This is a genomic window from Veillonella rogosae JCM 15642, from assembly GCF_002959775.1.
GTDB lineage: Bacteria > Bacillota > Negativicutes > Veillonellales > Veillonellaceae > Veillonella > Veillonella rogosae.
The window spans coordinates 196,593-211,870 of sequence record NZ_PPCX01000002.1 but is presented as its reverse complement, the minus strand read 5'-3'; the positions used below and the strand labels follow the sequence as shown (position 1 = coordinate 211,870).

Sequence of the window (15,278 nt, the reverse complement as noted above, 5' to 3'; positions counted from 1 at the left end):
CCTTATTGTTCTCTTGAAGTTTCTTGGGCTACAAATTGGCGCCCATATAATGTTAATACTGCATACATACCGATAAAAAATGGCAAATATTCAGCCACAACACGCCATGCTACAGCAACAATACCAACTGTTCCATTTGGTACAAAGGCACTAAACAATACTACAAATAGTCCTTCTGCAATCCCTGTTCCCCCTGGAGTTGGTGCAAAATATAAAATAAGATTTAATAGAATCATGCGATCTAAAATATCGATGATAGGAATATCTGGTGTAAAAGCGTACATTAATGCTGGTGCAATACAATACAAGCATAATAAACTTAAACCAGATTCAAAAAATACTATGACAGATTGAATTGGCTCTTTATAGAGTAAACCAAGACCTTGATTTAACGTTTCTAACTTAGAAAGCCAATCCTTCGTTTTATGAGCTTTAAAGCGCTGTGCTAAATTATAGACAAACTGTCTCATATATTTAGTCTGTAAGATATATGTTCCTAGTAGAGTTGCTATAACGGCAAGCACCGCAAATAACAACAACATATCTCGTGAAATATAGGGAATCTCAATAGCATCACGTAAAAATACTAAAGGCAACATAATGACTAAAAACATAATGGAAAATACGGTTCGTATTAATACGATTGGCGTACCTTTAGATATGGGTACACCATAACTTTTTAGTACTAGTACTTGTGCTACGGCACCCCCACTAGCACCAGGTGTTAACATGGCCATAAAATAGTTACTAAAGATAACACGCAGTACCGCTTGGATAGATAGTTTGTAGCCACCAATTTTTACAAGACGTTGCAAGCGGAGTCCATCAAAATACATACCAGCCGCTAGTGCTACGATTGCCAACAATAAAGATACACTATTAAAAGACGATATAGTTTTTAATGATTCTAAATCGATGGTATAGTAAATAATTCCTATAGATACGGCTAATAACAAGAGAAACATAAAAATGCCTCTCTTCATCATTTTGCTCATATCAAGTCTCCATAATTAATTAGCTCTATACCATGTTGTCTTATATACAATCGGGTATGACTAGAACATAGTGCATGCAACTCATCTTCCCAGTGATATCCCCAATTATAACGCTTACCTAGAATTGTATTATTAATACCAGGATGAACCATCAATTCATGGGTACCAGAATTATTATTTACCTTTTTCAAAATACCCATTAATGATTTTTGATCTATATTTCCGCCATTCACCATTCCCCAGAAGTATTGGGTGGTCAACATATTGTTATTGCGTACTATTGGCCTTGCATTAGCAGCAACAGTTGATAAACCAACTTTACCTAAAAAACGAGTTGGAGAATATATGTAGTTCATAAAGCTTGTAGGTTCATCAGGTACTCTAATAGCATTTATACCAAAGGATTTTGCCTGTTCAATCACAATAGGTAAAACCGTAGGTAACACGTGCATATGTTGATGACCGTCAATATGAGTAACCTTTAATCCAGTGTCTGAAATTTGTGTAATCTGTGCATTAATCTCTTTACGTAATTCACTATAATTGATTTTGCCAGAGTAAATGCGTTTTATAAAATCAACATAACTTTCTGGAAAAACACCTTCTGCTGTTACGAGTGAAGGAACTTCAGCTGGATCACATACTGGTTTTAGTCCACCAACTAAAGCAATATGAATACCAATGCCCAACTTAGGGTTTTCTTTTGCCATGCTTACGGCTTCTGTAAAAGCATCTCCTCCTGCTAATAAAGAGGTACTAGTAATAATACCTGTACGATGACCATCAAGAATACCAGCATTAACCGCACTATGAAGGCCAAAATCGTCTGCATTTACTATTAATTTGGACATAGTTATCTTCCTTTTCATTAAAAAAAGGGAGAACTTTGTTCTCCCACAAAGGATATATGTTATTGTACCAAATACACAACTAATAAATCAATACAAAAGCCCTCTACTTGTATACTAGTAGAGGACTTTTTATAATGTTATAAATTTTTATAATAAATATAAAATTAAATACATTTTACGAAGCATAAATTATAGGTGTTATGTCCTATATAAATTAATACTATATAAAAAATACAGTAGTATTTATTAGTACGAATTTAACTCATCAATTGCTCTTGAACCTTATACATACATAATGCAGCTGCTACACTTACATTTAATGATTCCATATCTCCATACATAGGAATCATGATGCGATTAGTGCAAAGATTCATCACCTCTGGTGTCACACCATTACCTTCGTTACCTAATACTAACATAGTTCGTTTAGCATAATTCACAGAATGATAAGGCTCTGAATCTTCTAAAGCTGTAACATAAGTAGTCATATTTGATTCAGCCACAATATCATGTAACATAGACAAAGTAACATCCTCGTATAAAGGTATTTTATGTAAAGCACTCATTGTACTACGTACCGTTTTATCATTAAAAGGATCTACAGTACCTTTCATCAAAAATATACCTTTTACACCTGCCGCAACAGCAGTTCTAATAATGGTACCTAAATTACCAGGATCTTGAACACCATCTAATGTAATATATAGTCCATCCTCGATAGAAACACTTTCAATATTGTGTTTAGGTTTTGATACTATGGCCACAACACCTTGCCCATTTACAGTATTATCTATTTTATCAAACACAGGATCTTGAACTATATACGTATGTGCAGATTGAACAGAATCTAAGGTTAATAAATCTAATACATTTTTATCTTGTGCTTTAGACTCACGAATAACAACTGTTTTGACTGCACCCATAGCTGCAATATCACGTATAGAGCGGATGCCTTCAACAATATACTCCCCACTTTTTTGACGATTCTTACGCTGACCTAAAGCGATAATGTGCTTTATAGTTTTATTATCTTTCGATTGGATAAATTCCATACTAACTCCCGCTTTGTTGATTACTCCAGAGATTATAAAAGGCACCTTTTGAATTGATAAGTTCTTCAAAAGATCCTTTTTCTATTATTTTACCATATTCCATATACACTATTTTATTAGCATCCTGTACCGTAGAAAGTCGATGAGCAATGCTTACAATGGTTTTGCTACCACGAATATTTTCAATACTAGCTTGAATTTGCTTCTCCGTATGACTATCAATATTGGCTGTAGCCTCATCTAGCAATAAAATAGGTGTTTTTCTAATTAGAGTGCGCCCAAATGCCAATAATTGCTTTTGTCCATCAGATAACAAGGAACCTAAATAACCTACAGGTGTATGATAACCCTCTGGCAATTGTTCAATCATACTATCCAAATTTACTTGTTTTGCTGCATCTACCATATCATCATATGAAATAGACGTATCAAAAAGTGTTAAGTTATCCTTTATAGAACCTTTAAATAGATACGCTTGCTGGAAAACATACCCCATCAAATGACGCAGTACGGAACTATCATACTTCGCAATATCAATGCCATTAATATAGATTGCTCCCTTAGTAGGCTTATAAAGACCCATTAACAAGGATAATAGCGTTGATTTACCACTACCTGAAGGGCCTACGATGCCTACAAATTCACCTGCCTTAATGCTTAACGTAAAGTCCTCTAATGCGTATACATCGTTATTGTCATAAGAAAACCATACATGTTCAAAGTCAATAGATTCTATATGTTTAAATTCACGAGGAACTTCATTGGCGATTTGACGATCCTTTTCCTCTAATAAAGGAACTAATCTTTCAGCCCCAGCTAATGCACTTTGTAGAGAATTATATTTATCAGCAATTTCTTTTAATGGTTGGAAAAATCGATCCATATATTGAATGAAAGCAAAAACAGTACCCGCATCGGCCACCGAATCTATTACGTTTGTAGTAGTAAAAATAACGATTAGTGCCACAAAGAATAAACCATCTACGAGAGGTCTAAAAATAGAAAACGTAGTAACTTCAAAAAGGCCTGCTTCTAAGAAACCTTTATTAACCGTATTGTAACGTTCTTCGATGTCTTTTTCACCGCCATAAGATTTGACAATGACTATGTAGTTTAATAGCTCTTTAATGCTCGCATTAGAGGCCGCTACAGATCGGCGAACTTGACGGAATGCTTTACGAGAAAACTTTTGGAATACCCAAATAATTACGCCCATTATTGGTAATAAAATCGTCATGATAATTGCTAAAGGTACATTAATAGCATACATGAATCCTAAAATACCGATGATCATTAAACCGCTACTCGCTAAATTCAGTAATACATCTGTATATAAAGTGCGCAATGACTCTACATCATTTGTGATACGAGTCACCCAATTTCCAATGGGTAATTTATAAAACTCATCATGGGACTTATGAAGTATCTTTTGAAATATAATGGCACGTATATTATAAATAATTTTTTGTCCAAAGCTTTTCAAAAAATAATTTTCCACAAATATACATAATACACTACCAATAATAGTAAGACCGTATATTACAGCATAATATTCGATAACATTAATATCATTAGTAGCAAAGCCGAGATCAATAACTTGCTTAGTTAAATAAGGTCTTAAAAGCAAAAGTACTAAATTGCCAGCTAGCGCAATGGTTGCTAACAATAATATACCCAAATAAGGCTTAATATACGCACTTATATAGGAGAATAAAGCCCAATCATTTTTTAAATTACGCTTTTTCATGATGAGCCCCTCCTTTTTGCGCTTCATATAAGGTGAAATATAAACCTTTATTAGCTAATAATTCTTCATGAGTACCTTCTTCTACAATACGACCCTCATCAAATACAAGGATTTTATCTGCTTTCTCTATAACCTCTAAACGCTGTGAAATACACAGAATAGTTTGATCTTTTACATTATTTAAAGTATCTAATATGGTTGTAACTGTTACAGCATCTAAAGCAGAAAAACAGTCATCTAGCAATAAATATGGTGCATTTTTGTAGAAACCACGTGCCATATTAATACGTTGCTTTTGTCCACCTGATAAATCTTGACCTTCTTCAGCTAACTTATGTAAATCATTGTTTAGCAAATCGCCCAAATCTCTGTATAAATCGGCCTTTTTCGCTGCCACTTCCACAGTTTCGTGCATGGGTAACTCTTTACCGAATTTTATATTATCAGATATGGTAGTACTTAATAAGTAAGATTGAGTTGGTACATAAGCAATGGAGTTCCGAAGTTTCGTTAAGGGTATATTCGTCAAATCTTGATTGCCAAAATAGATGGATTTTTCAGGACATTCTTGTAATCCAATCAGCAATTTAAACAACGTACTTTTACCAGAACCAGGTTTACCCACAAGGCCGATAAAAGAACCTTTAGGTATGGTGGTAGTCACTTGAGATAATGCATGACCTTTAGAGTTTTCATAATTAAAATCTAAATAACGAACGTGAATATCTTCAAGGGCTAATACGTCTACACTATCCTCTATTGTTTCAGTGGGCAACTGCAAGAAATCCGTAATGCGATCTAGAGAGGCTAAACCTTTTTGAACAATTGAAATAAGACCACCAAAACCAATCAAAGGGCCTACAATCAACATGATAAACGAGTTGATGGTTACAAACTCACCTATAGTCATTTTGCCTTCTACAGCTAAGTGCCCACAAATAAAGATGCTTATACTAATACAAATGAACGGAGCAATTCTTGTTAATGGTGTTAATATAGCATCTAACAAGGCAACGTCCATATTTTTCTTATAGTTAAGTTTATTGATTTTTTCAAAGGACTTTGAAATGATGCTTTCACGATTAAATGCGCGAATTACATCCATTCCCTGAAATAGTTCTTGCCCAAACTCTGTCATATCACTATATGTAGCTTGAGCACTGCGTTGTTTAGCTCTTAATTTTCTACCTAATACAAATATTGCGACGATAATAAAAAATATAGGTGTCATGATTTTAAACGCTAACACCCCATTTATCTTTTGAATTAAAATTATGGATCCTACAATGGAATAGAAAATAATATCTACTATTATCATTACACCTAAACCAAGTGCAACGCGTAATGATGTAACGTCATTGGTCATAAGCGCCATAACCTTACCTGGCCCATTAGATTCATAATAAGTTGTTTTTACTTGTAAAGCTTGGCTACATAGAATTTCACGAAAAAGATATTCCATACGTCGAATAGAACCTAATAAGGTTCTACGAGAGGTTACCTTTAAAATTGTAATAATGATAAATAACAAAATAAAATAAAAAATATAATTCACTAAACCTTCTTTATTATTGCTCAATGTATCTATGGCATTGCCGATAAATTGAGGTACAAATAAAAAAGCTACATCTATAGCTATCAGCATTGTTAAACCGATGGCATATATCCAACCTTCACGGTGGAAAAATTGCATAAATAAATCAATAGGTTTCATAGACCCTCTCAAATACACTATGTTTTTATAAATATTAGATACATTAAAACTAGTGGAATATAATGAAAAACCGATTTCTAAATCAGTTTATATAAATTAAAGTAATTTTGATGTAAATGTACTCTTTATAGTATACACATTTTTCGTCTATTCATTAATACACCTATACGTATAATTGCACTATATCGAATTTTTTAGTTTACTTATAGTAATGTAAGTGTTATACTATGCATAGATACAAAACGTATCTTTAATAAATTGGAATTAAAACTCTTAGGAGGAATACAACATGGAAAAACGTACTGGCGTAGTAACATTTGCAGGTGGCCCTATCACATTAGTTGGTCCAGAAGTTAAAGTAGGTCAACAAGCTCCAGACTTCACAGTAATTGGCAATGACTTACAAGCTAAAACATTAAAAGATTTCGAAGGTAAAGTAAAAGTTATCTCCGTTGTTCCTTCCCTTGATACAGGCGTTTGTGACGCTCAAACTCGTTGGTTCAACCAAGATGCAACTGCTCTTTCCGAAGACGTTGTAGTATTGACAGTATCTATGGACTTGCCATTCGCTCAAAAACGTTGGTGTGGTGCTGCTGGTGTAGATAAAGTTATTACTTTATCCGACCACAGAGATGCTTCCTTCGGTGAAAACTATGGTTTCTTGATCGAAGAACTTCGTCTTTTAACTCGTGGTGTTGTAGTAATCAACAAAGACAACAAAGTAACTTATGTAGAATACGTACCTGAAGTAACTCAAGCAGTTAACTTCGACGCTGCATTAGAAGCTATTAAAGCTGATATCTAATCGTTAGATTATTATTCGTTTATATTATATAGACGTTAAAAAGACCGTACGGTGTACGGTCTTTTTTATGTGTTGTGTTGTTATTATATTTTAATTGGAGTATTTATGTGGATTCGTATTTCTCGTCTTTTATTAACCATTAAAAATATTGCCCTTATAGGTGTGGGCATTGGTCTATGCATTGCAATGATTAATAGTTTAGTAAACTTTGGTTTCATTGCGTGGGCTAATATTCAAGGCTATAGCACATATGATTTATTGATTGAAGAATTAATTACCTTCTTCCTCTACTTTGAGTTTATTGCACTCATCGTAAAGTATTTTAAGAACAACTTCCATTTCCCTCTTGATTTCTTCCTATATATTGGCATTACTGCATTAGTTCGCTTACTCATAATAGATCATGAATCGGCTTTAGATATGTTATTATGGTCTATTTCTATTTTAGTATTAGTATGTTGTTTAGTATTAGTAGAAAGATTCCTTAATAATAAAGAATAATATTATATATTTGTTAGTCTATATATAAAGACCATATTATATTACTAATGAAAAAGAGACTTTACCTATTGGTAGAGTCTCTTTTTCATTTTCATGTTATGTGATTTAAATATGGCCTACTATCTTAGAATATATTTTTAGCGTAATTAGCGTATTTAGCCTCTAGTTCTTCCATTTTATCATTCATTTCAATTTGTAATTTAGACGCTAAGTCATAATCACCATCATGTAACGCATCTGTTAGGCGTGTGAATAAAGATTTACGATCATCACTATCTTTAGCTAAGTAGAATCGTAAGTCATTAACCTCAGCAAAACGTTTATCGTCCACGCTATTACGGCTATCTGTATGGATAGCTACCATGTTACGAACTGTATCAAGATTATTAGGGATTAAACGATTAGCTAATACTAATCTCCAACGTTTCAAAATAGATGCAATGAAGGATTCCATCAAATCTTTAGCAAAAGCATCACCTTGAGATAATGTTTCTACTAATTCAGGATTGTTATAGTAACCTTTTACATTTTCCCATACCGTAGCAGGTGCTACGCCGAACATTTGATTACGTTCTTCTTGTGTAAAATCATCAAATACATCTTTTTCTGTACGGTAAGCGCGATTAGTATCAAGATAATCTGCTGATTCGCCAACCTCTTTAGAAATCTCAGCTAATAATTGAGCTTGAGTTTTACCACAAGTAATAGCATATTTCATACCATCAAAAGCAGAAACAAAAATCAATGCTAATGCAGTATATGTATTAGTGTATGGATTTGGAGAACGCAATTCAAAACGTGTGGCCATTGGATTATCGATATCGCGAATTAAACCGCAAAGAATTGTACGGTTACGATTTGGTTCGGATGGATCGGTACCGAAGGATGTTACAATACATACTGGTGCTTCGAAGCCTGGTTTTAAGCGGTTTAAAGCATCTGTTGTGGAGCTAATGAATGGATTAATAGCCTCATAATGTTTTAAGAGACCCATAATTGCACCAATACCCAAAGAGCTACAAGCTTCTTTACGCATATCTTCTGGGCTAAATAAGTTAACTAATTTACCAGATTTAAGTTTGGCCATTACACCAAAGTGAGTATGTTCACCAGAACCAGCAACGCCGATAATTGGTTTAGCATTAAAAGTTACATCAAGACCGTTTTCACGGAATACTTCACGTACGATAATACGGGCTTGCAATTCATTGTCTGCAGTTTGTAATGGATTATTACAGAATTTCCAGTCAATTTCTAATTGTTCAAGTACAACAGCTTCATGGCCGAACTCGTCAAGTTTAGCTTTAACGCCACCTACCTCTTTATGGCCCATTTCAGCAACCATGCCATATTTATCAAGACGTTCAACAGCTTGTTCTAAAGCAGTACGAACGGTGCCATGTGTACGTTGCCAATATTGTTCTTGTAATTTTTGAGATACAGATAATTCTTTCTTAGTAACTGTTCTAGCAGGCGTTTTAACCCAGAACTCTAACTCTGTAGCGGATGTAAAAATAATATCTACTACATCATCAGATTTAACATGTGGCATACCTGGCAAGCCATGTTCTTTAATTAAATTTAATAATTCAGTTTTTACATAGTCACAGCTGCGTTTCAAAATAGAACGAGAATCTACGTAACGGTAATTGTGCATCAAGAAAGCAGGAATACGTAGTGTACCAGTTGGTAAGCCTGTTGCAGGATCAATATTTTCATAGTTGTAATCTACGAACCAGTTTACACTTGGGTCACCCCACATATCAACACGAGCATTATTCAATGTAGCAATATTTGTTAATACTACAGAAGAACCATCTGTTTGAACTGCACGACCTTCAAAGAAGGATTCATAGTCATCAAAGAAGGCAGACATAGGAATTTTTTCATCTGTATCATTACCTGCTAAATCAATACCTACTAGAGATACGAATTTAATTTCTGGATGCTGTTCTAATAATGCGAGTACACCTTCTTTACCGTATTGGCCGGCAGGAATATAATACAATAATTCATGATTAGTAGTAGCCATATCTGATCCTCCTAAAATAAAAAGACTCCAACAAATAGATATACGATTACATATATCTAAAGTGGAGTCATCGTTGACTAATTATTTTGTTGAGTTCATATTATCATATGTTGAAAATATATGTCAATAAACTTCTATAGAATTTTTATCTTTTAAAAGCTATATTAGAATCAATGTATTTTCAATACAATTAGTTAGTCATATAAAGTTTAACAATATCATTAACCAAGCAATTCTTTAACAATATTATTAACTACTTTACCATCTGCACGGCCTTTAGTTTTAGGCATAACATGTTTCATAACATTACCCATATTTACGCTATCACCACACGCAGCTATTGCTTCTTTTACAACTGTGCGAATTTCATCTTCAGAAAGCTGTTCTGGTAAGTATTTTTGTAATACTGCCATTTCTTCTTTAACATGACTAATTAAATCTTCACGGCCAGCTTTTTCAAACTCAGCTAAAGAGTCTTGGCGAGTCTTCATTTCTTTAGCTAAAATACCAAGAATACCATTATCATCAAGTTCTACTTTGTCGTTAATTTCTGTATTTTTAATAGCACTGTTAACCATACGAATTACAGATAAAGCAGTTTTTCCTTCTTCACGAGCTTTCATAGCCGCTTTCATATCTTCTTTTAATTGATCTTTTAAGCTCATAGTAAGCCTCCTTGTTTATAAAATAAAGAAACCCCAATTCTGGATTTCATGAAGCCATGAAAAGGCAGAATTAGGGTAATCATCTTATGCTCTGAATTTGCGTTTTCTTGCTGCTTCAGATTTTTTCTTTCTTTTTACGCTTGGTTTTTCGTAGTGTTCACGTTTTCTTACTTCAGACAAAACACCCGCTTTTTGGCAGGAGCGTTTGAATCGACGAAGAGCACTTTCAAGCGTTTCGTTTTTACCGACTTTGATTTCAGACATCTATATCCCTCCCTCCAAAAATAATCTCGGGAAGTGCTGATAATTTACATACGCACATATAATATTATATGTATAGGTATATATGTTGTCAATATTTTCCGGTATATTTTATAGGAATTTTAATAAGTATTATAAAAATAATACATTATACACTATGTTAAGCTTCTGGCCAGCCCATTTCCTCGCCACCTAATAGATGTGCATGCATATGGAATACAGTTTGACCAGCTTTACCACCAGTGTTAAAAATCAAGCGATACCCATCTTTAGAAATACCTAATTCTTTTGCTACATCACGAACAAATGGTAGCAAACCTTCTACATAGTCAGCATTTTTTTCTGTAAGATGTGCGATATTAGATACATGGTTTTTAGGCACAATTAGAACATGCACCTTTTTCACCGGTTGAATATCATGGAATGCATAGAATTTATCGTTTTCTAGTACTTTATTGGAAGGAATTTCACCATTAATAATTTTACAGAAAATGCAATCGCTCATAATTAGACTCCTTATTCAATAATTAAATAATTATCTTCTAAACCAACAACAGTTCCGCCTATAAGATCACCAATTTTATGTAATCCATCAGACTTTACTTTACCATTTACGTATTCGCTAGTTAAACCAGTATAGTAACCATTTTCTTCCTTTTCAATAAGGATTTCACCAGGTTTACCAATACGAGATTTAGCGTATGCTTCATAACCTGCTTGACTAAGACCATTTAACAGTGCAACACGAGTCTTTTTAACGGCTTCAGGTACTTGATCAGGCATAGTTGCAGCCGGTGTACCTTCACGAATAGAATATGGGAAAGCGTGAATATGGGTAAAACCAATTTCACGTACAGTATTCAATGTTTCTTCAAAATCTTCATCCGTTTCTTGTGGGAAACCTGCAATGATATCAGTCGTAATAGATAAATCTTTAATGCGAGAACGCAACTTGGCAATGAGATCTTTGTACTCTTGTAACGTATAATGACGTCTCATCAATTGTAATACATGGTCAGAACCCGCTTGTAATGGCAAGTGAAGATTTGGACATACGCGTTTATCTGTAGCCATTAATTCTACAAGCTCATCAGAAACCTCAACAGATTCAATGGATCCAAAACGAATACGATATAACTCAGGTATTTCTAATAAGGCTTTTACTACATCAGCCAAGGTAGGTCTACCTGGTAATTCCACACCGTAATTACCTAAATGAATACCTGTTAGTACGATTTCGTGGAAGCCATGGTCTACTAAACGCTTAGCTTCTTCTACGATATCTTCAATCTTACGAGATTTCAATTTACCACGAGTATATGGAATGATGCAGAAAGAGCAATAGTTATTACAGCCTTCTTGAATTTTCATAAAAGCTCGAGCCTTATCTGATTCATTACCAAATAATGGCATCTCCTCAAAATTGGACTCTTTCATAATATCTCTAACAGCATTGATTTGACGTTCTGTAGATTCTAATTGCTCTACTAGCTCAACGATTTTAGATCGATTATTTGTACCAATAACAAGGTTAACACCGTCAATAGCCGCAATCGCATCTGGATCAAGCTGAGCATAACAACCAGTAACGATTACATAAGCATCTTCATTTTGACGTTTTGCTTTCCGAATTAATTGACGGGATTTCTTTTCCCCCATATTGGTTACAGAACATGTATTAATTACATATATATCAGCTTTTTCATCGAAGTCTACGGCTTCGTAATTATTTTGTAAAAATAAACCTTTCATAGCGTCTGTATCATACTGATTGACACGACAGCCTAAGGTTGTAAAAGCAACGGTTTTCATTGCACCTCTCTATTCTTGTTTGATTTAAAGTTCTAATTCATATTGAATCATCGCTAATGATCCAATGGCAGCAGTTTCAGCTCGTAAAATAGTGTTACCAAGAGAAACTGATTTTCCACCACTCTCTATAATAGCATTGATTTCCTTCTCTTGATAGCCCCCTTCAGGACCAATACAGATGAGAATGTCAGTTATATTTTGATTACTATGTATTGATTCAAGTGCAGTCTTAATAGTATGTCCATCTTCATTTTCATAGGCTACTAGTTTTAATGCGTCAGACTCGATTTCAAGTACTTGTGAAAGCTTTTCGCCTACTACAAGTGTAGGCAGTTGATTACGCCCACATTGTTGGGCTGCTTCTAGCATAATTTTTTCCCAACGACTAACTTTTGATTGTAGTTTCTTATCATCATATTTAGCTACACAGTTTGCGGTAGATACAAGATAAATGGTATCTACATTTAACTCCGTCGCCTTCTGTAATACCCATTCTAACTTTTCGCCTTTCAATAAGGATTGAACAAGAATAGTTCGATATGATGATACATCAGACGCGACATATTCAATAAGTTTAGCTTGTGCTATACCATCAACTTCTTCGGTAATCTGATAAATACCACAACGATTATCAGTACCTGTTACAGTAATGGGTTTCTCCATATTATGACGAAATACATGTAACACATGATGTGTCACATCTTTTGGTAATTGTATTATTTCATCTAATGGTGTAGGGATAAATATTTTCTTCATAGCTTTTCTAACGCAAAGGTATGCCAAGGGCCGGCCACGCGTTCCTCTATAATATGCCAATGTTCAGTGATATACGGCAAAATTTCATCATACCGATCATCAATAATACCACTAATGATTAAAATGCCATTATCTTCAAGTTTCTTACCTATTTGTGGTAACAATATCTTCAAAGGGTCCACCGTTAAATTAGCTAAAATTAATTGAGCAGTACCTTCAAAATCCGTATCTAAATTACCACAAATAATTTCGGCATGTACTTCATTGTTTTCACAGTTAATTTTTGCTTGATTGGCTGCATATTCCTCAATATCAATGCCTACTAAATGTTTTATACCTAATTGGGCGGCTACTAATAACAGTATCCCTGTACCTGTACCGATATCTAAACATGTAACCTTATCAAGATCCATAGATTCACTATAAACTTTTAACAGCTCTGCACACGTTCTAGTCGTTTCATGGGAACCAGTACCAAAGGAAATGTCTGAATCGATTTCTATAATTGTTTTATTGTCGACATTATCATATTCTTGCCATGCAGGTTTAATTACAGTATTTGGCAATATTTCTGTAGGCTCAATGTATTGTTGCCATGAATTTAACCACGTAGATTCGTCTAGTATATGTGCATCTATTGATTTCACCGTAATATTTGCCTCTATAAGACGTTTTTCTAAGTCTTCTTTAATCACATCGGCATCAAGTATTGGATCAGCGTAAAGCGTTAATTTTATTAAATTAGGTTGTTCTTCAATATCTTCTTCTATAATTCCATTGTCTGCGTAATCGTCAAAAAGAGTAGTCACCTCATCGGTGGCTACTCTTTCACAGACAATGGATACTTCTATCCACTGCATATATGCTCCTTTATAGGGAATGTGATGGAACAAACCATTCCTTCACATGAGCTGTTCATTTAGTTAAACAGTCCTTAATTTTTTCAAAGAGACTTTTGCTCACTTGTAAGTTATTTACATCTTCGTTACTTTCGTTTGCAAAGCGTAATAACAACTCACGTTGAGTATCGGTCAACTTCTTAGGCGTTTGGACAGTTACCACAATATGTTGGTCCCCTCTTTGGTTAGGGTTACGCAAATATGGAATACCTTTGCCCTTTATGCGGAATGCCGTTCCCGTTTGAGTACCTTCCGGAATCTTTAACTCTACTTTACCATCTAAGGTGTTAACTTGTATAGTCGCACCAAGAGCAGCTTGAGCAAAGCTAATATTCACACGGCTAATAACGTCATTACCATTTCGCTCAAATTCCTTGTGGGGACGAACAAAGATATATACGTAAAGATCACCCTTAGGACCGCCCAAAATACCTGGTTCCCCTTCATTAGCTACACGTAAGCGAGAACCGCTGTCTACGCCAGCTGGAATCTTGATAGAAATCTTGCGCTTAGCAAGCATTTCACCAGTACCACGGCATTTAGAACAAGGTTTTTCAATGCTTTTACCAGTACCATGACAGCGAGAACAAGTGCGAACGGATTGCATACGCCCAAATGGAGTATTTTGAATAACCGCTTCTTGACCAGAACCATGACAGTTTGGACAAGTATCGACACGAGATCCTGGTTCACCACCAGTACCATGACAGTGATCACATTCTTCATGACGATGCACTTCTATTTCCATAGATTTACCAAAGGCCGCATCTTCAAAGGAAATATCGATATCTTCACGCAAGTCATTACCTTTTTGAGGGCCTTGTTGTTGGCGACCACCGCCAAACATGCCACCAAAAATGTCGCCAAAGATATCACCAAAGCCACCAGCTTGACCTCCAAAACCACCAAAGCCTCCTTGGAAACCACCGGCCCCAGCGCCGCCTCCTTGTTTGAAGGCGTCGTGGCCAAATTGGTCATATTGAGCTTTTTTAGTTTCGTCAGACAATACTTCGTAAGCTTCGTTCGCTTCTTTAAACTTCGCTTCTGCTTCCTTTGGATTGTCTTTATTTACGTCAGGATGGTATTGGCGTGCCTTTTTACGGAAGGCCTTTTTAATTTCATCTTGAGAGGCGTTTTTACTGACCCCTAGGATGTCATAATAATCTCGTGCCATTAGTTACCAACCCT

The 15,278-nt window shown here is 34.9% G+C and carries 15 protein-coding genes; 2 read left to right on the top strand and 13 right to left on the bottom strand.

Annotated features, from left to right (window positions below; translation table 11 throughout):
* Positions 1-2: 2 nt before the first annotated feature.
* The 5 genes from VRHSUH09_RS01270 to VRHSUH09_RS01250 all read right to left on the bottom strand — a co-directional run bounded on the left by VRHSUH09_RS01270 (position 3) and on the right by VRHSUH09_RS01250 (position 6,359).
* The gene (locus tag VRHSUH09_RS01270) at positions 3-995 is read right to left on the bottom strand and encodes a lysylphosphatidylglycerol synthase transmembrane domain-containing protein (RefSeq protein WP_105081151.1); all 993 of its coding nucleotides are present in this window, start codon (positions 993-995) and stop codon (positions 3-5) included.
* A complete protein-coding gene (locus VRHSUH09_RS01265; protein WP_105081150.1) occupies positions 992-1,846 on the bottom strand; it encodes a ChbG/HpnK family deacetylase in 855 nt (284 codons plus the stop codon). Before VRHSUH09_RS01265 ends, VRHSUH09_RS01270 begins: the two co-directional genes overlap by 4 nt.
* 257 nt (positions 1,847-2,103) lie before the next feature.
* A complete protein-coding gene (locus tag VRHSUH09_RS01260) occupies positions 2,104-2,898 on the bottom strand; it encodes a TrmH family RNA methyltransferase (RefSeq protein WP_054747508.1) in 795 nt (264 codons plus the stop codon).
* Position 2,899: 1 nt separating this feature from the next.
* Positions 2,900-4,645: an ABC transporter ATP-binding protein gene (locus tag VRHSUH09_RS01255; RefSeq protein WP_105081149.1), complete on the bottom strand. Its 1,746-nt coding sequence runs from the start codon at positions 4,643-4,645 to the stop codon at positions 2,900-2,902.
* Positions 4,632-6,359 (bottom strand): ABC transporter ATP-binding protein, encoded by a 1,728-nt coding sequence (locus VRHSUH09_RS01250; RefSeq protein WP_105081148.1) that lies wholly within the window; start codon positions 6,357-6,359, stop codon positions 4,632-4,634. Before VRHSUH09_RS01250 ends, VRHSUH09_RS01255 begins: the two co-directional genes overlap by 14 nt.
* Positions 6,360-6,648: 289 nt before the next feature.
* Here VRHSUH09_RS01250 and tpx point away from each other — a divergent pair, with 289 nt between their 5' ends.
* Positions 6,649-7,164: a thiol peroxidase gene (tpx, locus tag VRHSUH09_RS01245; protein ID WP_105081147.1), complete on the top strand. Its 516-nt coding sequence runs from the start codon at positions 6,649-6,651 to the stop codon at positions 7,162-7,164.
* A 105-nt stretch (positions 7,165-7,269) separates the two neighbouring features.
* Positions 7,270-7,665 carry a phosphate-starvation-inducible protein PsiE gene (locus VRHSUH09_RS01240; RefSeq protein ID WP_054747512.1) on the top strand — a complete coding sequence of 132 codons (396 nt, stop codon included), beginning with the start codon at positions 7,270-7,272 and terminating at the stop codon, positions 7,663-7,665.
* Positions 7,666-7,789: 124 nt separating this feature from the next.
* Here the strand turns inward: VRHSUH09_RS01240 and VRHSUH09_RS01235 are convergent, their stop codons facing one another.
* From VRHSUH09_RS01235 to dnaJ, 8 genes are all read right to left on the bottom strand, one after another.
* Entirely contained in the window at positions 7,790-9,697 is a 1,908-nt protein-coding gene (locus VRHSUH09_RS01235; RefSeq protein WP_054747514.1) for a type I glutamate--ammonia ligase, read from the bottom strand.
* A 221-nt stretch (positions 9,698-9,918) separates the two neighbouring features.
* Entirely contained in the window at positions 9,919-10,362 is a 444-nt protein-coding gene (locus VRHSUH09_RS01230) for a GatB/YqeY domain-containing protein (protein WP_054747516.1), read from the bottom strand.
* A gap of 84 nt (positions 10,363-10,446) precedes the next feature.
* Positions 10,447-10,626 (bottom strand): 30S ribosomal protein S21, encoded by a 180-nt coding sequence (rpsU, locus tag VRHSUH09_RS01225; RefSeq protein WP_004695751.1) that lies wholly within the window; start codon positions 10,624-10,626, stop codon positions 10,447-10,449.
* A 157-nt stretch (positions 10,627-10,783) separates the two neighbouring features.
* The gene (locus VRHSUH09_RS01220) at positions 10,784-11,128 is read right to left on the bottom strand and encodes a histidine triad nucleotide-binding protein (protein ID WP_009351489.1); all 345 of its coding nucleotides are present in this window, start codon (positions 11,126-11,128) and stop codon (positions 10,784-10,786) included.
* Positions 11,129-11,139: 11 nt separating this feature from the next.
* Positions 11,140-12,435 carry a tRNA (N(6)-L-threonylcarbamoyladenosine(37)-C(2))-methylthiotransferase MtaB gene (gene mtaB, locus VRHSUH09_RS01215; RefSeq protein WP_105081146.1) on the bottom strand — a complete coding sequence of 432 codons (1,296 nt, stop codon included), beginning with the start codon at positions 12,433-12,435 and terminating at the stop codon, positions 11,140-11,142.
* A gap of 24 nt (positions 12,436-12,459) precedes the next feature.
* Positions 12,460-13,191: an RsmE family RNA methyltransferase gene (locus VRHSUH09_RS01210; protein ID WP_054747580.1), complete on the bottom strand. Its 732-nt coding sequence runs from the start codon at positions 13,189-13,191 to the stop codon at positions 12,460-12,462.
* Positions 13,188-14,051, bottom strand: a complete 864-nt coding sequence (locus VRHSUH09_RS01205; protein WP_105081145.1) for a 50S ribosomal protein L11 methyltransferase — start codon at positions 14,049-14,051, stop codon at positions 13,188-13,190. Before VRHSUH09_RS01205 ends, VRHSUH09_RS01210 begins: the two co-directional genes overlap by 4 nt.
* A 55-nt stretch (positions 14,052-14,106) precedes the next feature.
* On the bottom strand, positions 14,107-15,264 hold the full coding sequence (gene dnaJ / locus VRHSUH09_RS01200) for a molecular chaperone DnaJ (RefSeq protein ID WP_105081144.1): 1,158 nt from the start codon (positions 15,262-15,264) through the stop codon (positions 14,107-14,109).
* Positions 15,265-15,278 lie beyond the last annotated feature (14 nt).